The following is a 20,531-nucleotide window of genomic DNA, read 5'->3' as shown; positions in this document are numbered from 1 at the left end:
GGGGAAGGACACCCACGGCGCAGCACGGTGTCCGGATCGTGTCGTCCCGGGCGCGGCGTGCGGGTACCGTGCGCCGGATGGCCTGCGGTGCGAGGTCACCGGCGGACCATGCGAGACTGGCTGGTGTGAGTGCCAATGTCAGCCCCCGGGGCAAGCAGCCGACCCAGACGTACGACAGTGCCTTCCTCAAGGCGTGCCGGCGTGAGCCGGTTCCGCACACTCCGGTGTGGTTCATGCGGCAGGCGGGCCGCTCACTGCCGGAGTACCGCAAGGTGCGCGAGGGCATCGCGATGCTCGACTCCTGCATGCGCCCCGACCTCGTCGCCGAGATCACGCTCCAGCCGGTCCGCCGGCACAACGTCGACGCGGCGATCTACTTCAGCGACATCGTCGTCCCCCTCAAGGCCATCGGGATCGACCTCGACATCAAGCCCGGCATCGGCCCCGTCGTCGAGGAGCCCTTCCGCACCCGCGCCGACCTGGCCCGGCTGCGCGACCTCACCCCGGAGGACGTCTCCTACGTCACCGAGGCGTACCGCCTGCTGACCGCCGAGCTGGGCTCCACCCCGCTCATCGGCTTCGCGGGCGCCCCGTTCACCCTCGCCAGCTATCTCATCGAGGGCGGCCCGTCCCGCACCTACGAGAACGCCAAGGCGATGATGTACGGCGACCCGGAACTCTGGGCCGACCTCCTCGACCGCCTCGCGGACATCACCGCCGCCTTCCTCACCGTGCAGATCGAGGCCGGTGCCTCCGCGGTCCAGCTCTTCGACTCCTGGGCCGGCGCGCTCGCCCCCGCCGACTACCGGCGCTCGGTGATGTCCGCCTCGGCCAAGGTCCTCGACGCGGTGTCCGGGTACGGCGTCCCCCGCATCCACTTCGGTGTCGGCACCGGCGAACTCCTCGGCCTGATGGGCGAGGCCGGCGCGGACGTGGTGGGCGTCGACTGGCGCGTCCCCCTGGACGAGGCCGTCCGCCGCGTCGGTCCCGGCAAGGCACTCCAGGGCAACCTCGACCCGACCGTGCTGTTCGCCGGCACCGAGGCCGTCGAGGCGAAGACCCGCGAGGTCCTGGCCCAGGCGGAGGGCCTCGAGGGCCACATCTTCAACCTCGGCCACGGCGTCATGCCGAACACCGAAGCGGACGCCCTGACCCGCCTGGTGGACCACGTCCACACCCTCACCGCCCGCTGACCCGCCGCCCGCCGGCTCAACCACCGGCCCCGGGTCCGCGCCCGGCCTGCAGACAGCAGGCCGGGCGCGGACCCGGCGGCGGGAGCGGCCGGTCCCAGGGACCGGGCGACCAGCATGCCCCCGACGAAGCCGTGGCCGCTCCTTCCGGCACCACGACCGTCACCGACGCCCTCCGTCAGGTCGACGCGACCAGCGCCGGCACACCTTCGACGGCGGCGACCACGACGCCGCCCTTTTCCGGCCCTGCGCCACGCGATGCGCTCGGTGGTGACCCACCTGACCGGCTGACGTCCGGGCCACGCACCGTGTCCTGCCCCGCCGGGGACCTTGTGAGGTGACTCGACACAGGGGAATCCCGCGAGCCGCGATGAGTCCTGCGGCGTCCGGCGGTCGTACTGTCGAACCCGTCACCGAGGAGGACTTCCGATGCGCAACGTGACCTATTCGATGGGCGTCTCGCTGGACGGCTACATCGTCGGACCGGACGGCGGCTTCGACTGGACGGAGCCCGACGAGGAGGTCTTCCGCTTCTGGATCGACGAGATCCGGGAGGTCGGCGTTCATCTGCTGGGACGACGGCTGTACGAGACGATGCTGTACTGGGAGACCGCCGACCAGGATCCCTCGCTCGACGACTCCCAGCTCGAGTGGACCGCGCTCTGGAAGCCGCTGCCCAAGGTGGTGTTCTCGACCACGCTGTCGGAGGTGCGGGGCCATGCCCGCCTGGCCTCCGGCGGCCTGGCGGAGGAGATCGAGCGGTGGCGGGCCGAGCCGGGGGAGGGCGACATCGCGATCGGCGGCGCGGCCCTCGCCGCCGAGGCGGCCGCGTCGGGTCTGATCGACGAGTACCGGGCCGTGGTCCACCCGGTGCTGGTCGGCGGCGGCATCCCGTTCTTTCCCCGGAGTGAGCGCCGGGTGGACCTCGAACTCGTCGAGACCCGCGTCTTCGGCTCGGGAGTCGTCCACCTCCGCCACCGCGTGGCGCGTTAGCCGGCTCGTCCACCGAGACCCGCCGGTTCTTCCGCAGAAGCCCATGCCAGCCGCACATCGTCCGCGGCTGCTTCGGCTGCCCCACCGCCTGTTACGGGGGTCGGAACAGCCCGGGCTCGCGGGTGGATGTCATGCCACGCCGCCCGTCGGCGTCGAGGGCGACGGGCCGTGGGCGAAGGGCGTGAAGTGCGCGGGGGTGTGGTCGATGGGCAGGTCGGGACGCCAGGCCGTCAGGATGTGTGCGCTGCACACGAACAAGCCGTCGGGAAGCTGGTCCAGGGGATACCAGGCCCAGTCGCCGACGCTTTCGTCCGGTTGCCGGGTCGGCTGTCCCCGCCAGGCGTGAACGAGGGCACCCACCGTGACCCGCAGGACGTCTTCGACGTGGTCGACGAGCGTTCCCAGGAGCCTGACGTCGGCAGGACGGGCGATCAGGCCGGTCTCCTCGCGGAGTTCGCGGACCACCGCGGCTTCGAGGGACTCCCCGGCCTCGACGGTTCCGCCGGGCAGTTCGAGGGTGCCGCGACGATGGCGGCCCAGGAGCAGTCCCTGCGCGCCGAGGACGATCGCGCCGACACCCACGGCCGCGTGCGCCTGCGGTGGCCTGGCACTGCGGGGGCGGCTGGAAACCCGCGCCGGCCGGTCGGGCAGGCGTCGGGCCCGGATGAGCTGCTGGATGACCGGGGCGTTTTCCTCGGGGTGGTGCAGCAGGTCGACGGCCTCGACGCGGAAGCCGTACTCGGTGAGCAGGTCCTCCCACAGTTGCGGTGTGAGGACCCACATCCGAGTCGGCAAGGGAGGATCTTCGCGCAACAGGATCATCTGCTCGCGCGGTGCCGGTTCCGTGGACGGGCCGCGGCCGTGCAGGTCGGTGTGCAGGAGCGAAAGGACCAGCGGCGCGCCAGGGTGCAGACCGTCGCGCAGTGCGGGCAGCACGCGGTGCGGGTCGATGAAGGCCAGGGTGCCGATGGCGTACGCGGCGTCGAACGGTGCGGACCGGGTGAGGTGTTCGGCCACATCTCCGTGCGTGAATTCCACGCCCGGCACATCCGCGTGCGTGGAGACGGCGCGCTCGTGCTGGGTCGGCGACAGCTCGATCCCGGTGACGCGAGCGCCGTGAGCCCGGGCGAGATGCACGGCGTGGTGGCCGGCCCCGGAGCCGATGTCCAGGACACGTCGGCCGGTGATGTCGCCGAGGACCTCGACACCCGGTCCGACTCCCTCCCAGGGTGTCCAGGACAGGTGGTCGGGGACGGGCGGCATGGAGCCGCGAGCCAGCTGGCGCCGGCCGTAGACGATCCAGGCTCGGGTGTTGATGTCCTCGACGGGCACGGTGTCTCCTCGATGGGCAGCGGGACGCGGATCAGGTATGCGTGGTGAGGCAGGCCGGGCCTTCGCCGCGCCGGGCTCGTTCGATGGCGTCGAGACGGGCGAAGGTCAGGGGCGCAGGGCGAAGCAGTGGTACGACTCGTCGAGCTGCGTCACGTCCGCCCGGGCCCAGCCGGCGGTGAGGAGTTCCGTCTCCGCGGCGTCGATCTCCCATGGTTCGGCCTCGCCGCGCCGGGGACCGTGCACGGAAGTGGCCACCCAGAAGATGCCTCCCGGGGCGAGGAGCCGACGCAGCCGGGACAGGAACGCGTGCTTGTCCTGGACCCAGCGGTAGACCAGTCGGCAGGTGATGAGCGTGAACGCCGGTTCGGGCAGGTCGGCCAGGTCGTCGGTGTCGAAGTCGAAGTGCCTGAAGTCAAGGCCGGGGTGCTCGTGACGGGCGGTGGAGAGCGCGCCGGGTGCACAGTCGATCCCGGTCGGCCGGTAGCCGAGTTCGGCGAGCGCCCGCACGAGTGCCCCGTCGCCGGAGCCGATGTCGAGGGCGGGTCTCCCACGACCGATGCCTACCTGACGGCTCAGGGCTTCTCGCTCCGGCGCGTCGATGCTCCGGTAGCGCCGGCCGGATCGCCACAGCGGCTCCCAGTACGCGCCGGCCTCGCCTGCTTCGTACGCTCCGCTTGCTCGGGCGTCTTGTGACGTGTGGACCACAGCGTTCCTTCCGGGCCTCGTCAGGCGGGTTCGGAGGTGCTCGGCGCACCGCCCGGGTGTGGGAACTGTGCCTGTGCGGGATGGCCGGTGGTCCTCCCACGGGCCCCGCTCAGATCGCGGTCCGCGACGCGCCGCAGGTGCTGGGCGAAGACCGCCTCCGCGTCGGGGTTCATACGCATCAGGGCGACCATGCCGGTGACGATGACGTCGCAGACCTCGGATTCGACGTCCTGCCAGGTGTGGGAACGGCCCTTGCGGGGGTTCTGCCCGGCTGCGCCGATGGCGGCTTCGGCGACTTCGCCGGCCTCCTCCTGGATCTTGAGGAGTTGGAAGAGGACTCGCTGTTCGCGGGGGAGCGTGGAGTGGTCGTCGAGGCGGTCGGCGAGGTCCGCGACCATCTGCCAGGTGTCGGTCATGTGGGTCTCGATTCCGTGGGTGGGTCAGCGGTCCTTGGCCAGGGCGACGAGGTCGGCGAACTGGCCGCCGGCGTTCACCAGGTCGTCGTACGCGCCCTGTTCGACGACGCGGCCTTCGTCCATCACGAGGATGCGGTCGGCGAGCCGGGTGTTCTCCAGCTGGTGCGTGACGACGATCGTCATGCACTGGGGTGCCAGGCGCTTGATCTGCGTGAAGATCGAGTGCTCGCCGCGGGCGTCCATCTGCGAGGTGGGCTCGTCCAGGATCATGAGCGGCGTCTGCCGGTACAGCGCGCGGCCACACACGAGCCGCTGCCACTGACCGCCCGACAGTTCGGCGCCGCCGAACAGCTCTCGGGCCAGGAGGGTGTCGAGTCGGCGGGGCAGCCTCTCGATCTCCTCGCGCATGCCGACGGCGTCGATGGCGTCCCACACCGGCTCGTCGTCGTGGGTGCGGGGCTGGCCCAGGGTGATGTTCTCGCGGGCCCGCAACGGCCAGCACGCGAAGTTCTGCGGAACGAGTGAGGTGCGGCTCCACACAGCGTCGGGGTCGGCGTCGGCGAGATCGACGCCGTCCCACAGGACGCGCCCCTTGTCGGCGAGCACGATCCCGGTGATGAGTCTGGTCAGGGTGGACTTGCCGGAACCGTTCGCGCCGACGACGGCCAGGATCTCACCGCGGCGCAGGGTCAGGGAGATCCCCGCGACGGCCGGATCCTCCTTGCCGGGGTAGTGGTAGACGGCCTCCTCGATACGGATCTCGTCGACGCGCTCCGGGATCGTCAGCTCACCCCGCTTCGGGGCGCGTTCGTGAGCGAGGCCGAGGAACGCCCGCATGTCGGCGAGGTAGAGCGAGGTGTGGAACAGGGCGGCGCCGTTGATGACGACCTGGGAGAGCGCGGCGAGCGCGCTCTGGACGGCGACCACCGCGGTGGCCGCGACGGGCAGGGCGATGCGGCCGGTGACGGAGAGACCGGCGAGGGTGGCCCAGGTGCACATCAGGAAGAAGCCGCCCAGGGCGCTGGTGGACAACTGGATGCGCAGCATCTGCGGCGCCGCTTCGAGGGTGCGCCGGTCGATGCGGTCGAACAGGGCCTGGTACCAGTAGATCTGGTAGCCGGTCATGCCGTTGGCGCGGACCTCGTCGCCGAAGCGGGAGTGGGTGGCCCAACTGCGCATCATGGCCCGTACGTTGCGGTCGCCGAGGTTGAGGAAGTGCGTGCGGTAGTCGACACGGGCCGACAGCACGGCTCCGACGCCGGCGGGCAGCACGGCCAGGAGGAGCACCGGCAGCATCAGCGGATGCAGTGCGGTGATGACCCCGCCGGCGGCGATCATGCGGACCAGGGCGGACATGAACCGCTGCGCGTCCTGCACCATCAGGCGGGTGCGGGTGACCCCGATCTCGGCCGCCTCCTGCTGGTCGGAGAAACCGTCCCTCCCGTAGGCGGACGACTCCACACGCAGCACGGCGGAGACGAGCGCGACGTCGGCTTCGGTGGTCAACAGCGGCGTGATGCGTCCGTCCGCGTACGAGGACAGGAGGCCACAGATCCGGCCGGTGCCCGCGGCCAGGGTCACCATGATCAAGGCGGGGACCGCGCCGTGCAGACGTTCGGAGACGGTGCCGCCGCCGAGGACGTGTGTCATGGCGCGGGCGGTGGAGGCCAGGACGACAGCGGCGGCGACGCCGGTGAGCACCTGGCACACGAGGAGCAGTACGGAGCCGGTCCTGTCGACGGCCCACGCCTTGCGCGCGGTGTGGGCCAGTACGGAGGGCAGGCGTCGGCACATCGTCCCGAAGCCGGCGTCCTCCAGCGGGTTCTGGCCGAACTTGCCCTCGAAGCTGATGGTGGCCGGCGGTGGAGGGGGAGGCGTCTCGGGAGTTTCGGTCGAGGCGGCAGTCACAGTCACCTGGTTCCTCCATGGGGTCGGAGCCGTACCTGGATGGCTCGGCAGTGCCCGGCTTAACGACGCTGATCGGGATTCGAACGCACTCGATTCCGGACGGCGTGGACCCCTTGCACCGCACGGCCTGTACGGCCCCTGGGCCCGCTGTGCCGCCCCTGGGCGGTGCCCCGGAATGGCCGAATCGCCGACGCTCGAAACCCCTGTGACGAATGAGGTTCGAGCGGCCGACCGCCCGAAGGCGACGGGATGCCGGCACCGTCCGAGCGACCGATGACTCTGCTGCCTCTCCGCCGCCTGGAAGGTGGAGGCCAAGCAGACTCGGGTCCTGACGGGGTGGGCCGAGTCGTGGAGGGCGGGGTGGCCTGCCCCGAGCTGAGTAGATGACGCACCAGGACGCGCGGTGCGCCGCGGGGCGGGCAGTGCGGCTTCGCCGGAATCGTGAGGAGGCAGGCGGAGACGGTGTTCGGGGTGGTGGTCACAACGGTCTTCCAGGCCGAAGTGGTGATCAGCGGGCGTCCGGGCGCAGGTGTACGGGCAGGGCTTGGTGTCCGTTGCTGATCAGCGAAGGCAGCGGCTTCAGCACGCCGTCCGGTTCGGGCAACTCGACAGCGGAGAGCTTCGGTGTAGCCTCTCGCTCGCCAGCCGGCACTTCCGGCTCTCCTCTCGCGAGGACCGGGAGCAACGGAAGGGCAGGCATGGCCAGTCACGGCACAGTCAGAGCCGTCAACGGACTGGCCGCGCGTTGGGTCGAGGCCCTGCCCCACGACGGCACGGTACTCGCCGCAGCCGGGGTGTGGCCGCTACTCGGCCTTCTGGCCGACGGTGCCGTGGGTCCCGCTCGTCAGGAACTCTCGGATGCACTCGGCATCCCGGCGGACGGCGCCGCAACGGCAGCACGCGACCTGCTCTCCACGCTCGAGGCGGCGCGTGGCCTGAGCACAGCCCTGGGGCTGTGGACTCGCAGCACCCTGCCCGTCGAACCGGCCTGGCTGGACCTACTGCCCGCCGATGTGCACGGGCAGCTCACCGGCGACCCCGTCAGCGACCAGTCGTGTCTCGACACATGGGCAGCCAAGCGCACCCAGGGAGAGATCGACGCGATGCCGGTCACGGTGAACGACGAGACTCTGCTGGTGCTGGCCAGCGCCCTGACCCTCCGTACCGACTGGATCCGGCCCTTCACCCCAGGCGGAATGCAAGCCGAAACGGGGCCCTGGCGCGGCATGGACCTGGCCGGCCTGCACCGAACCACCAGTCTCCTGAACCGGGTCGGCGTCGCGGACACGGCAGCCGGCCCCCTCACCGAACTTCAGGTCATCGGTACCCATGGCATCGACGTCCACCTGTACCTCGGAACACCCGAAGCAACCGCAGGCCAGGTACTGACTGCGGCTGTGGGCGCGCTCCACAACCGCCGGACCATGGTCCCCGGCGATCACCTCCCTCACGGCACTCCGGGCCCCGGGCTGTCCGTGACTCGCGCCCCCAGTACCGACGGCGAACCCACGCTCCACGTATCCACCGTGCCGTTCACCGTCAAAGTCCGCCACGACCTGCTCGACCACCCCGACCTGTTCGGCCTGCGCACGGCGACGGACGCCTCGCAGGGCCACTTTCCCGGCATCAGTGCCGAGCCGCTTGCGGTCCAGGCCGCCGCACAGGCAATGACGGCGACGTTCGGCGCACGCGGCTTCCGCTCCGGGGCCGTCACCGCCTTCGCCATGATGGCCGGTGGCATCCCGCGTCACCCTTTCCGAGCCCGCGAGATCAGCGCCCGCTTCGACCGCCCCTTCGGGTTCCTCGCTCTGCACCGGACCTCCCGACTCGTCCTCAACGCAGGATGGGTCGTCACCCCCGACACCTTCGAGGAAGCCTCCTGGGACTGGTGAGCGTTCCAGGAGACGCGAGGCCGCAGAGAACTCGGCCAGGCACTGGGGTTTTTCGACAAAGATCATTTCCAGTGGTCGTCGAGGACGAGGTCGGCGCGGGCGATGTCGCTGATCCGGCTCGGGCTGAGCGTGACGCGCTTGAGCGCGCGCAGCGTTCCTTCGAAGGCATCGGGCCTCTTGTATTGATCAGAACCCATTGAGTTTCTGATCGACGCCAGTCCCCTCGGGTCTGTCGTCCGAAGAGGATGCCGTTCGGTTCGGGGGGTGGGGGAGTGCCCGGTTTGAGGGGCCAGGCGATCAGCATGCCCACGATGAAGCCGACGATGTGGGCCGCGTAGGCCACGGTTCCGGCGCCGGTGACGCCAGCGCCGGCGGAGTAGAGCGCCTGCAGCAGGAACCACAGGCCCAGGACGATCCAGGCCGGCAGACGCAGGGGTAGGAAGATGAGGAAGGGGACGAGGACCCAGACGCGGGCCTTCGGGTAGAGGACCAGGTAGGCGCCCAGCACCCCCGCGATCGCTCCGGAGGCGCCGATCAGGGGAGTGGTGGCGTAGGGGTTCGTGAGTGCGAATCCGTATGCGGCCGCGTAGCCGCAGACCAGGTAGAACAGCAGGTACCGCAGACGGCCCATGCGGTCCTCGATGTTGTTGCCGAAGATCTGAAGGGTGGGCGTCAGTCCAGGTCATGGGCCTGATTGCTGAGCTCTGGGTCAGCAAGGAGCCGGCAAGCGGCGAGCGGGAGGCCCCGGCGAGGAGCCCTCCGTCGTGATGCGGACCGACGTCCGGCTCGGTCCGGCGGGCGAGGTGGAGAAGACCGCCGACCTCGCCTTCCGGCGGCGACGGCCACCGGTGACCTGATCAAGGTCAGTCGGCTCTAAGAAGTCATCTCATTTGGTGAGTCTGCGGTAGCAGATCAGGGTGCAGGCGATGCTGGTGAAGGCGAGGAAGTGGTCGGCCTTGCGTTCGTAGCGGCGGTGGAGTCGGCGGCAGCCGGCGAGCCAGGCCCATGGTGCGTTCGATGGTCCAGCGGTGCCGTCCGAGCCGCTGGGAGGTCTCGATGCCCTTGCGGGCGATGCGGTGCCCGATGCCCCGGCGGGACAGCCATTGCCGCAGGTGGCGGTAGTCGTAGCCCTTGTCGGCGTGGAGCTTGCCGGGCCTGCGCCGACGTCGGCCGCGGCGGGAGCGGATCGGGGGTATGCCCTTGACCAGCGGGATCAGGGCCTGGCTGTCGTGGACGTTGGCGCCGGAGATGCCGACGGACAGGGGCAGACCGGTCCGCTCGGTGATCAGGTGGATCTTCGACCCGTACGTGCCCCGGTCGACAGGATTCGGACCCGTCAGGTCCCCCTTTTCAGGGCCCGTATGTTCACCGAGTCGATCGCGCAACGGGACCAGTCCAGCTCGCCGCGGGCTCCGAGTTCGTCCAGGACCAGGCGGTGCAGCCTGGCCCACACCCGGGCCTTGGTCCACTCGGTGAACCGGCGGTGGGCCGTGGCCCCGGACGGCCCGAACGACGCGGCGGGCAGCTGCTGCCACGTGCACCCGGAGGTCGCCACGAACACGATCGCGGCCGGCACCTCACGGTCGCCGTGCCGGCGCCGACCGCCACCTTGCGGCCGCGAGGGCGCCTACGGCACCACCCGCTGGAACAGCTCCCACAGCTCATCCGGCACCAGCCGCTCAACGATCCCTGCCATGGTCGACAGCCTACCGAGCCAATTGAGATGGCTTCTTACTTACGTGGAGCGACTTCGTGTCGCACAGTGAGTGCTTCAGTTGGCGGGCTGGACCTTCGGCATCGATTGCGACTGCGCGTCAGTCGGCGTACTTGGTCAGGGCTGCACCGAGAAGGGTGCAGCACCACGAGGCGCCAGGGTTCATCACGAGCCGGATCGCAACCGGCGACCGGGGTTCACGGGGATCGGAATCCTCCACGCGTGGCACTGTGACGCAAACCACGTCAGACGTAGAACCTGTGCGCACCATCGGGCGTCTGGCTGGTGTGAGCTTACGTGTGAGAGCACTGGACGAGCTGGACGAGGAGCGCCTCGTCCGGCTGGTGGCCAGAGGTGACCGCGGGGCGTTCGACGAGTTGTACCGGCGCACGTCGCCGTGGCTGGCTGTGCGGTTGCGCCGCCGCTGCTCGGACGAGCAGATCGTCGCCGAGGTCATGCAGGAGACCTATCTGGCGGTGTGGCGCGCGGCCGGCGCGTTCGCCGGGAGCGCGGTCGGCGGGACGGCCGTCGGATGGTTGTGGACGATCGCGGCGCGCCGCCTCGTCGACGCGTTCCGGCGCCGTGCCCACCATGCCGAGCCGCCGGTCGCCGCCGCCGAACGGGCGGTGGTGCCCGCGGCGGAGGACGAGGCACTGGCCGGGACCGTCGACGGGGACGTCGGTGACGCTCTTCGGCGACTGGCGCCGGAACTTCGAGAGGTCCTGCAGGCCATGGTGCTGGACGGGTTCTCCGTGCGGGAGACCGCCGTCCTGCTCAGACTGCCCGAAGGCACGGTCAAGACCCGCGCCCGCCGGGCCCGGATCGCGATGCGGGAGGCGCTGACATGAGCGGGGAACACGCGTCGATGCGGCTGCTCGACGACTACGCACGTGGTGATACGGAGATGGCCGTGGACGCGGTGTGGGCGTTGGAGGCCCATCTGGAGACGTGCGCGATGTGCCGGAGTCGTCTGGCGGCCTCCGTGGCCACCGAGGTGCCCGGCATCGCCACGCTCCTCGACACCGTCCGCGCCGGTCTGGAACCGCAGCTGGACGCGGCCGTCAGGACACCCTCGCGGCGACACCGCCCGAGGGGGCTGTCGGCCTGGCTGACGCCGGCCATGGCCCCGTGGCTGGCCATGACCGTCGTGGTCACCCTGATGGCGCTGCTGCTGGACTCGCTCGCGCCGCCCACGTTCTTCGGCGACATCTCTCCCGTGCTGGCGATCGCCCCCGTGCTGCCGCTGTGTGGTGTCGCCGCATCGTGGTCGCGCGGCCTGGACCCGGCGTACGAACTGACGGCCTCGACCGCCCGAGCCGGCCTGCCCCTGCTCCTCAGGCGCACCACGGCGGTTCTCGTGGTGGTCCTGCCCGGGCTCCTGGTGGAGGGCTGGCTGACCGGAACCATGACGGCCGCGCAGTGGCTGCTGCCCTCCCTGGCCTTCACCTCCACCGCCCTGGCGCTGGGCAGCCTGGTCGGCGTGACCCGCGCCGCCACCGGGCTTGCGGTCGCGTGGGGCGTCGTCGTCGTGGCGCCCACGTGGGTCACCGGCCACACCCCCCTTGCCCTGCGAATTGTTTTCCAGCCCGACCAACTGCCCGCGTGGGGGCTGCTCCTCGCGCTCGGCATCGGCGCCGTGATCGCCCGCAGAAAAGCGTACTCAACGCTGTGAAACCATCGTCGACCTTCGAAAGGGACCACCGCACCATGCCCACCACGAACGCGGTCGACACCGCGCCGAAAACCTACGCCTGGGAGATCCGGGCCCGCGGCCTGAGAGTACGCGTCGGACGCAAGAAGATGGCCGTCGACGGACTCGACCTCTGCCTGGGCATCGGCACCCACGGCCTCCTGGGACCCAACGGAGCGGGAAAGACCACCCTGATCCGGACGCTGGCCACCGTGCTGCGCCCCACCGAGGGCGAACTGGAGATGCTCGGCACCCGCGTGGGCGCGATGGCTGACCACCGGGCCCTGCGCCGCCGGATCGGCTACCTGCCGCAGGACTTCGGCTACTACAAGCGCTTCACCGTGCGTGAGTTCGTCGAGTACATGGCCTGGTTGAAGGAGGTTCCGAAGGCAGACGTCCCCGCGGCCGTCCAGCGGGCCGTGGAACGGGTGGGCCTGGCGGACCGCGCCGACCACCGGATGAAGACCCTGTCCGGCGGCATGGTGCGGCGGGCCGGCATCGCTCAGGCCATCGTCAACGATCCCGCGGTGCTGCTGTTGGACGAGCCGACAGTCGGCCTGGACCCGGCGCAGCGGTTGCGCTTCCGCGAGCTGTTGCAGGAACTGGGCCGTGACACGTGTGTGGTCGTCTCCACCCATCTGGTCGAGGACGTCGCGGCCGCCTGCTCCGACGTGGTGCTCTTCGCCGACGGCCGCCTCGTCTTCCAGGGCGCGCCGGACGACTTGGCCGCGGCGGGCGGCCCCGAACACCCGGGGGGCAGCCCCCTGGAGCGCGGCTACTCGGCGCTGCTCCAGGGCTCCGAGCAGCCGGGAGGCACCTGGTGAACGCACGTGTCCTGCGCATCGAGCTGAAGCGCTCCGCCGCCCCGTGGCTCGGCGTCGTCGTCCTGGCAGGCAGCCTGGCGGTCCTCCTGCTGATCGACGGGATCTGGTGGCAGGGTGACGCGGGATGGACGGCCCAGTGGACCTCCATGGCCCTGTGGACCCGGTACCTGCTGAGCTTCTGGTGGCCGCTCGTGGTGGGCCTGGGGGCGGTGTACGGGCTGCGCGACTCCCGCTCGCGGATGACCGAACTGCTGACGACCACGCCGCTGCCGGCCTGGCGCCGTGCGGCGCTGCCGGCCGGCGCGACGGCCCTCGTGCTGGTGCCCGGCTTCGGCCTCCTGGTCCTCGTGGGCGGAGTCCAGGTGGCCCTCGGCGCCACCACCTACACGAGTCTCGGCTGGCTGCCGATCTCGCTGGTGGCGGCGCTGTCCCTCGTCGCGGGGGCCGTGTTCGGCATGGGCCTCGCGCGGGCCGTGCCTTTTGCGCTCACCCCGCCGGCCCTGACCCTGTTCCTCCTGCTGACGACCCTCTCCCTGCGGCCGAGCAATGATGAGGTACTGCCGTCGAGCGTCGCGCCGAACCGGCTCTCCCTGCTGCTCCCGGCGACCGTGGAGCCGCGGGAGATGCTGCTGACCCTGTCCGGTTCCGTGCACCTCGGCCAGACGCTCTGGCTGCTCGGCCTGCTCGCCACCGGTTTCGCACTGCTGTCGGCCGCGACCCTCCGAGCCCGACTGCTCGCGGTGGCCCCCGCCCTGGCCTGCGCGGCCCTGGCCCTGCTGATCCTCCCGGCCACTCCGCGCGACACCTACGTCATCGACGAGGCCGCCGCCACCCTGGTCTGCGACGGGCCGGTGTGCGTGACGCAGGCGAACCGCTCGCACCTGCCCGAACTCGCGTCGCGCGGCAAGGACGCGCTGCGCGTGCTGCACAACGCCTTGGGCGACGAGGCACCGGACTCGGTGCGGGAGGACACCCGGCTGCGCGCGGTCGGCGACGACCGCCGGCTCTCCCGCGACACGGTGCTGGTCGACTTCGGCGACCCGCTGATCGCCCGTGCGACGGGGGCGGAACTGACCCGCCTCCTGGTCGCCGAGGGCCTGGTACCGAACTGCGCACCGCGCACCCCTTGGGAGGGCTCGGGGCAGTTGGACATCCCCGCACAGAGCATCGCCGCGAGCTGGGCCCTGGGCGATCAGCGGTTCACACCGCTGCAGACGCCGGACCGCTACGCGTACTCGCAGCGTGAACAGGCGGACGCCGACGTCGTCTGGCGGCGGCTGACGGCGCTGTCACCGGCCGAGCAACGCTCGCGGATGGCCGAGGTGCGCGCCGCCGCCCTCTCCTGCACGGGGTACACCGAGGTGTTGGCGGGGGAGGCGTCGTCATGAGGTGGCTGATCCTGTACGCCCGTTCACGACAGGTGCCCACCTCGGCCGCAGCGGTCGCGCTCGTCGCGCTGGCGGCGTGGACCTTCAACCGGGACGGCGCGGGCCCGATGAGCCTGGGGACCGCGGTCCTGATCCTGGCCGCGAACGTGGCGGCCGCCTCTGTCGGGCTCGGTGGGCAGGACGCCGCGCTGGACCGGACGGCCGCGATCCGGTGGGTGCCCCGGCGGGCGGCGCACGTGCTGCTGGCCGGCGCGGTCGCCGGGGCGGCGCTGCTGGCGGTCCAGGGGGCGGGAACCGAGCTCGTCCCGGTCGCGCTCGTCGTCCGCGACAGCGCGGGCCTGGTCGGCCTGGCCGCGCTCGGGGCGGTGCTCTGCGGGGCACCGTTCGCATGGACCCTGCCGATCGGCTGGCTCGCGTTCGCCCTCCTCGTCCCGGCTCCGCCCGGCATCGTGGGAGAGGTGAGCAACTGGATGATCTTTTCCCCCGCCACGACGGCGTCCGCCGCGACCGCGTGGGTCCTGCTGGCGACCGGCACCGTGCTGTACGCCGCAGCAGGACCGAGACGGTAACGGACACGCTCCGCGCTGGGCGCTTCAGTTGGCGAAGCCCGCCAACCGAAGCGCTCAGTGTGCGACACGAAGTCGCTCCACGTAAGTAAGTCCAGCCACGTGAAGGAGGTATCGATCGGCTGAACTTCGGGCCAGTGTCCGGGGCCCGTCCCCGCGCTCCCATGCGTTGCTGGTAACGGCGGGGTGTGAAGCGGAGCGGTCAAGCCCAAGAGCGTCTCGGCCATCGGGGTGCAACAGGCGAGGGGAAGGCTGGACGGGCGAACGCAAGTGAACCCTTGATGATGCCTCGTGACTTCTAAGCCGCGGAGGAGGGGACGGACCGGCTGGTCGCGATCGACACGTCACCTGGCGGGGACAGGCTCCTGATGGTGGCCCGGTCCCGGCTCGGGGCCCCGGTGCGGGACGCGGCGGCGAGGAAGGCGCCGTTGTCGGGCATGGCGGTGGGCCCGGAACGGGTCTATCTGACCTTGCGGGGCGTTCCGTACGCCCTCGGCGTCGCCGAACCGAGCCTGTAGCCGCCGCGCTCATGGGATTTTGTGGGTGGAGCGCGCGCCGCAGGCGGCCGGCCGGCGGCGAACCGGAGTCCGCGGCCGTCCCCGGTGCGGCCGCGGACCTGGACCTGCTGTTCACCCAGGTACGGCAGCTGCGCGAGCTGGCCGGGGACCCCGAGCAGGCCGGGGACGCCGACCGCGTGTACGGCTTCAGCATCCGGTGGGGGGCTTTTCTGCACGGTCGGCTGCCGCGGCTGGTGCGGTACGACCGTCGAGGCGCGCTCGGTCCGGCCGAGCGGGACCGGTTCGCGGACCTGTGCGCCGAACTGCGGGACGTCGCGCCGCTGGCCGAGCGGCTCGGCCTGGCGGTGCCGCGCCCGGACGGCGAGCGGCGACGGTGAGCGGTGCCGGCACCGGGCCGCGGGACGGCGCGGGGTCAGGGTTCCAGGACGTCCGCCCGGTGCGCGATGACGCCGGTGCGGGGCCGTGGGCAGCCGCGGCGGCGGCAGGTCACCGCGATCATGTAGGCGTCCTCGTCCTCGTCGAGGAAGAGGAACCCCAGGTGGAGCGCGTCGCCGACGGTCCACCGCCGGCGGTTTCCGCAGGACGGGCAGGCCACGCGGCGGCGCCGCAGCACGCGGCGGACCCGCTTGCGCTGTTCCTCGTCGAGCGGGGTGATCTCCGGACGGGCCGCCGCGCGCACCGGGGCGCCGACCTGGATCTTCGGGGCCGAAGACCGGTGCGGCCGGCTTGTTCATGATCGCGTTGTTGACCCGGCGATGCGGCCGGGTCGGATCGTATGCCTGGGTGAGCTTGACCTCAGCGCCCAGTCTGCGCAGCCGGGGCAGGCTGACAACTTTCCGCAGCGCCCGGAACTCCTCACGCTTCTCACGCGCGGCATGCTGGGAAACCGCGCGACTGACCTCGTCCAGGCGCCGCAGACATCCAGCTCCGTGGGGCCCCTGTGCGACCAGCAGCTCCCTTGACGTGCTTCTCCTCAGCAGCCTCGTGGACGGCGAGCAGGCGCATCACCCGGTCGAAGTTTCGGCGACGCCGCGGACTCGGAAAAGCCGCCGCGGTGGCAGGTGATGTCGAAGGCGGTCAGCCACCGCGGCGCAGGCTGCACCCTGGGCGACGTCTCCGCGGAGTGGCTGCTCCGTGCCGCCCGACCGACGCTCGCGGGCAGGGCCCTCCACGCCGACTTCGTGCTCGAATTCGCCTTCGCCCGGATCCTCGGTGTCGTCTTCCGGTACTTCATGAGCGCCCCGATGCGGGACGTCAGCCGGGCGGAGGGGATCCGGGCGGCGATCAAGGCCGACACCTTGTCCGTCCTTGCCTTCCAGGTGGTCCCTTCTTGGGCAGGTGGGTCTGTCAGGAGGTCATCTTCTCCCCGGGGCTGCCGAAGACATCGGCCGCACACGGGATGCTGATGCAGGTGTCAATGGTGCGCGGTTCTTCACCGCGTGGCCCGTGAACGCCCGGCCGCTCAGAGCAGGTGTGCCGGCAGCCAACCGGGTAACGACCTGCTCTACCCGTTTCCGACTCGGGCCGAGAGGAGACCCGGGCACTGTGACGCGTCGCGACCCCGCGGTCAGGGCCCCGCCGGAGCACTTGCGTCTTTTCCCCTCACATGTGGTGGGACCCGATGAAAAGGTGGAAGGGGAAGAACCCGAAGCGAAAGACAGAGGAGACCCGTCTGGAGCTGTGTGACCTGTGCGCGGCCACCTTCCCCGAGAGCGAGGCGACGCGCGGCTACGTGCCCGACCCGTTCTCCGTGAACTCCGACAACGAATGGTTCGACGGCTTGCGGCTCGTCCCGGCGTGCAGCGAACCGCACTGCGCGGTCGTGCGGGAATTCCACCGGCACCGCCCGTTCACGTACGAGGAACTGTGGGCGGCGGAGGTCTCCGGGCCCTGACCGCCGGCCCGTCCGTCCTCACCCTTGAGCGACTGGGATGCCGGACCGCGGGCTACGCGAACCTGAGACCAGACGCGCCATCGCCTGGCACAACGAACGCCTCGGGCCCTCGGGAAAGGCGCGAACGATGACCCTCCATGAGCGTCTGGACCGCTACCAGCGACGTCACCGCTGGGTGGGACTGCCACTCGCCGTGCTGTACAAGTTCTACGACGACCAAGCCCTGTACCTCGCCGCCCTCCTCACCTACTACGGCTTTCTCTCCCTCTTCCCGCTCCTCCTCATCCTCGTCACCGTCCTGAGCACCTTCCTCAGCAACGATCCCGCCCTGCGTCAGCGGGTCCTCGACTCGGCCCTGAGCAAGTTCCCCGTCATCGGCGACCAGATCGCCGGCAACATCCATTCCTTCCACGGCAGCAGTACCGCACTCGTCGTGGGCATCGCAGGCAGCGTCTACGGCTCTCTGGGCGTGGCCCAGGCAGCGCAGTACGCCCTCAACAAGATCTGGGCAGTGCCCCGGCACGCCCGGCCGGACCCCTTCCGCTCACGGCTCAAGGGGCTGCTGTCCCTGCTGATCCTGGCACTCGGACTGTGCGCGTTCACCCTGCTGTCCGTGGCGGCCTCGCAGACGTACCTGTTCGGCGCGCGGCTGTGGGGCGGGGCCTGGATCGCCGCCACGGTGGCCTCCGTGTGCCTCACCACCTCCCTGCTCCTCGTGAGCTACCGCTTGCTGACGCAGCGGGAGCTGCCGCTGCGCGGACTCGTCATGATCGCGCTCGGCGCTGCCTGCGCGTGGCAGGGGCTGCAATGGGTGGGTACCTATTACGTCAGCCATGTCCTGCGCGGGAGCACAGCCACCTACGGCATGTTCGGCATCGTCCTGGGGCTGCTCGCCTGGCTCTATGCGGGGGCACTCATCTTCATCACGGCTGCCGAGGTCGGAGCCGTCCGGCTGCTGAGGCTGTGGCCGCGGAGCCTGCTGACACCGTTCACGGACCGAGTGGACCTCAGCGCGGGTGACCGTCGCGCCTACCAGTCCTACGCCGCCACCGAGACGTTCAAGGGCTTTCAGAAGGTCCGGGTGCACTTCGAGCCGCCGCCGAAGCCTCGGCGCGGACAACCCCCTGACGACCTCTGAGAGGGCCGGGGGCCGGCAATGGGCTCCGGCTACCCGACCCCACCAGTGCCACACCCGATCCCCCTCTTCGCTCACGCGCGGCGGTGCTGGTCCCCCTGACGGCGTTGGCGCTCGTGCTCTGTGCGCTGTGGTTGTCCGGCGGCGCGTGGGCTCAGCCGGGTGCTGCCGGTCATGGGGCCGGTCACTCATGCCCTGGTGGTGCCGACCACCGAATCCGGCGAGTGGCTGGAGGACCGAGTGCGGGAGAGCGCGCTGGAGGGAGAGCACGCCAAAGGGGGGCCGGCCTCACTCCATGGGCGATCGCCCTGGTCGCGGCCGTCGGCGCGGCCATCCAGGTGTACCGGATCGGTGACTCGGGCGTGAAGGCGGCCTGGCAGTGCCGTTTCTCGAGGAGCCGGTCCGGCGCCGCCACGGCCGCTTCACCCACAGGACCATGCAGCGTTCGAGGACATCACCTTCCATCTCCAACCCCTTGACGTCCTTCGTCAGCTGCTTGTTCTCCTGCGGCAGCCGGGCGGCGATCAGCGCGTCCTTGTCCTCCGGTACCGCCCTCCCCACGCGCCTGGCCCGCGAGACCCAGCTCGCCGGCGTCGTCTCGTTGACCCCCAAGTCCTGCGCGACCCGCTTCCCGGTCGCGGTCACGATCCGCATGGCCCCCTCACGGAACTCCGCGTCGAACTTACGCCTCTTCTCCGTCATGACTCTCGACGTCCCCTGCAGTCACGGCCTCCAGCTATGAGGGGACGGTCACCGGTCCGTAGGGACGTTCGGGCGGTCAGGGTGACGAGGTGGATCACGACGGCGCCGAAAAGCACGGCGATGCCGTAGCCCGCGACGAGCGCGGCGCTCACGACCGCGGCGGTACCGGGCCTTCCGGGACCGGGCCTTCGGGGACGGCCGGGCTGCTGCTGGGGCCGCGCGGAGAGGCCGGCGGCGGACGGCAGCGGTGAGGACACATCGGTCGTGGACATGGCCGGATCCCGTCTCCCGCACCGTTCGAGCGGCAACCGAACTACGATGCGGAATGGGTGGTTCCCGGCCAGATCCCGCAGGTCCCCGATCTGGCCGAACTTCATGTCGTGCCCTAGGTGCCTCGGGCATCTAATGAAGATCGGCACGACGCATCCTTCGTCTGCGAGGTCTTCCATGACAGACCTGACCGAACTCTCCGAGCCCGTCTCCTTCCCCCAGGACCGGACCTGCCCCTATCACCCGCCCACCGGGTACGACCCGCTGCGCGCCGCCCGGCCACTGGCCCGCATCCAGCTCTACGACGGCCGCCCGGCCTGGCTCGTGACCGGCCACGCCGTCGCCCGCGACCTGCTGGCGGACCCCCGGCTGTCCACGGACCGCACCCGCTCGGGCTTCCCCGCCACCGCGCCCCGCTTCGCCGCGCTCCGCGACCGCAAGCCGGCACTCCTGGGCGTCGACGACCCCGAGCACCGCACCCAGCGGCGGATGATGATCCCGAGCTTCACCCTCAAGCGCGCCACCGAGCTGAGGCCGCGCATCCAGGAGATCGTCGACGAACTGCTGGACGCGATGATCGCGCAGGGGCCGCCCGTCGACCTGGTGCGCGCCTTCGCGCTGCCGGTTCCGTCCATGGTCATCTGCGCCCTGCTCGGCGTGCCCTACGCCGACCACGAGTTCTTCGAGGAGCAGTCGAGGCGGCTGCTGCGGGGACCGACGGCCGAGGAGACGCAGGACGCCCGGGACCGACTGGCGGCGTACCTGGAGGAACTGATCGACCACAAGCAGCGGCAGCCCGGCGAGGGCCTGCTGGACGAACTCGTCCAGCAGCGGCTGCGCGCGGGCGAGCCGGACCGCGAGGAGCTGACCGCGCTGGCGATGATCCTCCTGGTCGCGGGCCACGAGACCACGGCCAACATGATCTCCCTCGGCACCTACACGCTCCTGCTGCACCCCGACCGGCTGGCCGAACTGCGCGCCGCCCCCTCGCTGCTGCCGGACGCGATCGAGGAACTCATGCGGATGCTGTCCATCGCGGACGGGCTGCTGCGGCTGGCCACCGAGGACATCGAGATCGCCGGGACCACGATCAGGGCCGGGGACGGCGTGGTCTTCTCCACCTCCGTCATCAACCGCGACGAGGACGTCTATCCGGCGCCCGACACACTCGACTTCCACCGCTCGACCCGTCACCACGTCGCCTTCGGCTTCGGCATCCACCAGTGCCTCGGCCAGAACCTCGCCCGCACCGAGCTGGAGATCGCCCTGCGCACGCTCCTCGAACGGCTGCCCGGGCTCCGGCTCGCCGCCCCGCCGGAGGAGATCCCCTTCAAACCCGGCAACACCATCCAGGGGATGCTGGAACTCCCCGTCAGTTGGTAAGAGGCTGCCGT

General features: G+C 70.8%; 21 protein-coding genes and 3 pseudogenes. 14 read left to right on the top strand and 10 right to left on the bottom strand.

All coding sequences use genetic code 11. From position 1 onward, the window contains the following. Positions 1-125: 125 nt before the first annotated feature. Together hemE and ACTWJ9_RS05750 are read left to right on the top strand one after the other, a co-directional pair. The gene (gene hemE, locus ACTWJ9_RS05755) at positions 126-1,193 is read left to right on the top strand and encodes a uroporphyrinogen decarboxylase (protein ID WP_279333116.1); all 1,068 of its coding nucleotides are present in this window, start codon (positions 126-128) and stop codon (positions 1,191-1,193) included. Between the two features lie 426 nt (positions 1,194-1,619). Continuing rightward, positions 1,620-2,183 carry a dihydrofolate reductase family protein gene (locus ACTWJ9_RS05750; RefSeq protein WP_279333115.1) on the top strand — a complete coding sequence of 188 codons (564 nt, stop codon included), beginning with the start codon at positions 1,620-1,622 and terminating at the stop codon, positions 2,181-2,183. A gap of 129 nt (positions 2,184-2,312) precedes the next feature. Here the strand turns inward: ACTWJ9_RS05750 and ACTWJ9_RS05745 are convergent, their stop codons facing one another. The 4 genes from ACTWJ9_RS05745 to ACTWJ9_RS05730 form a co-directional block, all read right to left on the bottom strand. Beyond that, complete coding sequence (locus ACTWJ9_RS05745) at positions 2,313-3,515, bottom strand: bifunctional class I SAM-dependent methyltransferase/NUDIX hydrolase (protein ID WP_443295272.1); 1,203 nt, start codon at positions 3,513-3,515, stop codon at positions 2,313-2,315. Between the two features lie 105 nt (positions 3,516-3,620). Beyond that, entirely contained in the window at positions 3,621-4,220 is a 600-nt protein-coding gene (locus ACTWJ9_RS05740; protein ID WP_279333113.1) for a class I SAM-dependent methyltransferase, read from the bottom strand. A gap of 20 nt (positions 4,221-4,240) precedes the next feature. Continuing rightward, positions 4,241-4,636 carry a hypothetical protein gene (locus ACTWJ9_RS05735; RefSeq protein ID WP_279333112.1) on the bottom strand — a complete coding sequence of 132 codons (396 nt, stop codon included), beginning with the start codon at positions 4,634-4,636 and terminating at the stop codon, positions 4,241-4,243. A 24-nt stretch (positions 4,637-4,660) separates the two neighbouring features. Beyond that, the gene (locus tag ACTWJ9_RS05730) at positions 4,661-6,544 is read right to left on the bottom strand and encodes an ATP-binding cassette domain-containing protein (protein WP_443295855.1); all 1,884 of its coding nucleotides are present in this window, start codon (positions 6,542-6,544) and stop codon (positions 4,661-4,663) included. Between the two features lie 698 nt (positions 6,545-7,242). Between ACTWJ9_RS05730 and ACTWJ9_RS05725 the strand changes: the two genes are divergently transcribed. Then, positions 7,243-8,436, top strand: coding sequence for a serpin family protein (locus ACTWJ9_RS05725; RefSeq protein ID WP_279333111.1), 1,194 nt, complete (start codon positions 7,243-7,245; stop codon positions 8,434-8,436). A 62-nt stretch (positions 8,437-8,498) separates the two neighbouring features. Here ACTWJ9_RS05725 and ACTWJ9_RS05720 read toward each other — a convergent pair whose 3' ends face one another. From ACTWJ9_RS05720 to ACTWJ9_RS05710, 3 genes and pseudogenes are all read right to left on the bottom strand, one after another. Then, on the bottom strand, positions 8,499-8,633 hold the full coding sequence (locus ACTWJ9_RS05720; protein ID WP_279333110.1) for a hypothetical protein: 135 nt from the start codon (positions 8,631-8,633) through the stop codon (positions 8,499-8,501). A 26-nt stretch (positions 8,634-8,659) separates the two neighbouring features. Next, positions 8,660-9,100, bottom strand: a pseudogene (locus tag ACTWJ9_RS05715) (rhomboid family intramembrane serine protease); the annotation flags it as partial. Between the two features lie 222 nt (positions 9,101-9,322). Then, positions 9,323-10,132 (bottom strand): annotated as a pseudogene (locus ACTWJ9_RS05710) (IS5 family transposase). A 317-nt stretch (positions 10,133-10,449) separates the two neighbouring features. Between ACTWJ9_RS05710 and ACTWJ9_RS05705 the strand changes: the two are divergent. From ACTWJ9_RS05705 to ACTWJ9_RS05675, 7 genes are all read left to right on the top strand, one after another. Continuing rightward, positions 10,450-10,998 (top strand): RNA polymerase sigma factor, encoded by a 549-nt coding sequence (locus ACTWJ9_RS05705; RefSeq protein WP_279333109.1) that lies wholly within the window; start codon positions 10,450-10,452, stop codon positions 10,996-10,998. Beyond that, positions 10,995-11,822: a zf-HC2 domain-containing protein gene (locus ACTWJ9_RS05700; protein ID WP_279333108.1), complete on the top strand. Its 828-nt coding sequence runs from the start codon at positions 10,995-10,997 to the stop codon at positions 11,820-11,822. The genes ACTWJ9_RS05705 and ACTWJ9_RS05700 overlap by 4 nt, the downstream gene beginning before the upstream one ends. Positions 11,823-11,857: 35 nt before the next feature. After that, positions 11,858-12,664: an ABC transporter ATP-binding protein gene (locus ACTWJ9_RS05695; RefSeq protein WP_279333107.1), complete on the top strand. Its 807-nt coding sequence runs from the start codon at positions 11,858-11,860 to the stop codon at positions 12,662-12,664. Continuing rightward, complete coding sequence (locus tag ACTWJ9_RS05690; protein ID WP_279333106.1) at positions 12,661-14,052, top strand: hypothetical protein; 1,392 nt, start codon at positions 12,661-12,663, stop codon at positions 14,050-14,052. The genes ACTWJ9_RS05695 and ACTWJ9_RS05690 overlap by 4 nt, the downstream gene beginning before the upstream one ends. Next, a complete protein-coding gene (locus ACTWJ9_RS05685) occupies positions 14,049-14,621 on the top strand; it encodes a hypothetical protein (RefSeq protein WP_279333105.1) in 573 nt (190 codons plus the stop codon). Before ACTWJ9_RS05690 ends, ACTWJ9_RS05685 begins: the two co-directional genes overlap by 4 nt. A gap of 365 nt (positions 14,622-14,986) precedes the next feature. Continuing rightward, positions 14,987-15,136, top strand: a complete 150-nt coding sequence (locus ACTWJ9_RS05680; RefSeq protein ID WP_279333104.1) for a hypothetical protein — start codon at positions 14,987-14,989, stop codon at positions 15,134-15,136. Positions 15,137-15,147: 11 nt separating this feature from the next. Beyond that, positions 15,148-15,513 carry a hypothetical protein gene (locus ACTWJ9_RS05675; RefSeq protein WP_279333103.1) on the top strand — a complete coding sequence of 122 codons (366 nt, stop codon included), beginning with the start codon at positions 15,148-15,150 and terminating at the stop codon, positions 15,511-15,513. A gap of 35 nt (positions 15,514-15,548) precedes the next feature. Here ACTWJ9_RS05675 and ACTWJ9_RS05670 read toward each other — a convergent pair whose 3' ends face one another. Next, a complete protein-coding gene (locus ACTWJ9_RS05670) occupies positions 15,549-15,815 on the bottom strand; it encodes a hypothetical protein (RefSeq protein ID WP_279333102.1) in 267 nt (88 codons plus the stop codon). 385 nt (positions 15,816-16,200) lie between these two features. Here ACTWJ9_RS05670 and ACTWJ9_RS05665 point away from each other — a divergent pair, with 385 nt between their 5' ends. The 3 genes from ACTWJ9_RS05665 (at position 16,201) to ACTWJ9_RS05655 (ending at position 18,168) form a co-directional block, all read left to right on the top strand. Next, entirely contained in the window at positions 16,201-16,542 is a 342-nt protein-coding gene (locus ACTWJ9_RS05665; RefSeq protein WP_387038298.1) for a DUF4396 domain-containing protein, read from the top strand. 215 nt (positions 16,543-16,757) lie between these two features. Beyond that, the gene (locus tag ACTWJ9_RS05660) at positions 16,758-17,030 is read left to right on the top strand and encodes a hypothetical protein (protein ID WP_341483677.1); all 273 of its coding nucleotides are present in this window, start codon (positions 16,758-16,760) and stop codon (positions 17,028-17,030) included. 127 nt (positions 17,031-17,157) lie between these two features. Beyond that, the gene (locus ACTWJ9_RS05655; protein WP_279333101.1) at positions 17,158-18,168 is read left to right on the top strand and encodes a YihY/virulence factor BrkB family protein; all 1,011 of its coding nucleotides are present in this window, start codon (positions 17,158-17,160) and stop codon (positions 18,166-18,168) included. Between the two features lie 285 nt (positions 18,169-18,453). On the opposite strand, the gene ACTWJ9_RS05650 is transcribed toward ACTWJ9_RS05655, so the two are convergent. Together ACTWJ9_RS05650 and ACTWJ9_RS05645 are read right to left on the bottom strand one after the other, a co-directional pair. After that, positions 18,454-18,867 carry a transposase gene (locus ACTWJ9_RS05650; RefSeq protein ID WP_443295271.1) on the bottom strand — a complete coding sequence of 138 codons (414 nt, stop codon included), beginning with the start codon at positions 18,865-18,867 and terminating at the stop codon, positions 18,454-18,456. A 50-nt stretch (positions 18,868-18,917) separates the two neighbouring features. After that, positions 18,918-19,019 (bottom strand): annotated as a pseudogene (locus ACTWJ9_RS05645) (lysine transporter LysE); the annotation flags it as partial. A gap of 295 nt (positions 19,020-19,314) precedes the next feature. On the opposite strand from ACTWJ9_RS05645, the gene ACTWJ9_RS05640 reads away from it, so the two are divergent. Beyond that, positions 19,315-20,520, top strand: a complete 1,206-nt coding sequence (locus ACTWJ9_RS05640; RefSeq protein WP_279333100.1) for a cytochrome P450 — start codon at positions 19,315-19,317, stop codon at positions 20,518-20,520. Positions 20,521-20,531: the final 11 nt, after the last annotated feature.

The sequence above is a fragment of the Streptomyces sp. GDS52 genome (genome assembly GCF_052246875.1).
Lineage (GTDB): Bacteria > Actinomycetota > Actinomycetes > Streptomycetales > Streptomycetaceae > Streptomyces > Streptomyces cathayae.
The sequence above is the reverse complement of the archived record's forward strand: the minus strand, read 5'-3'. Positions and strand labels throughout refer to the sequence as shown.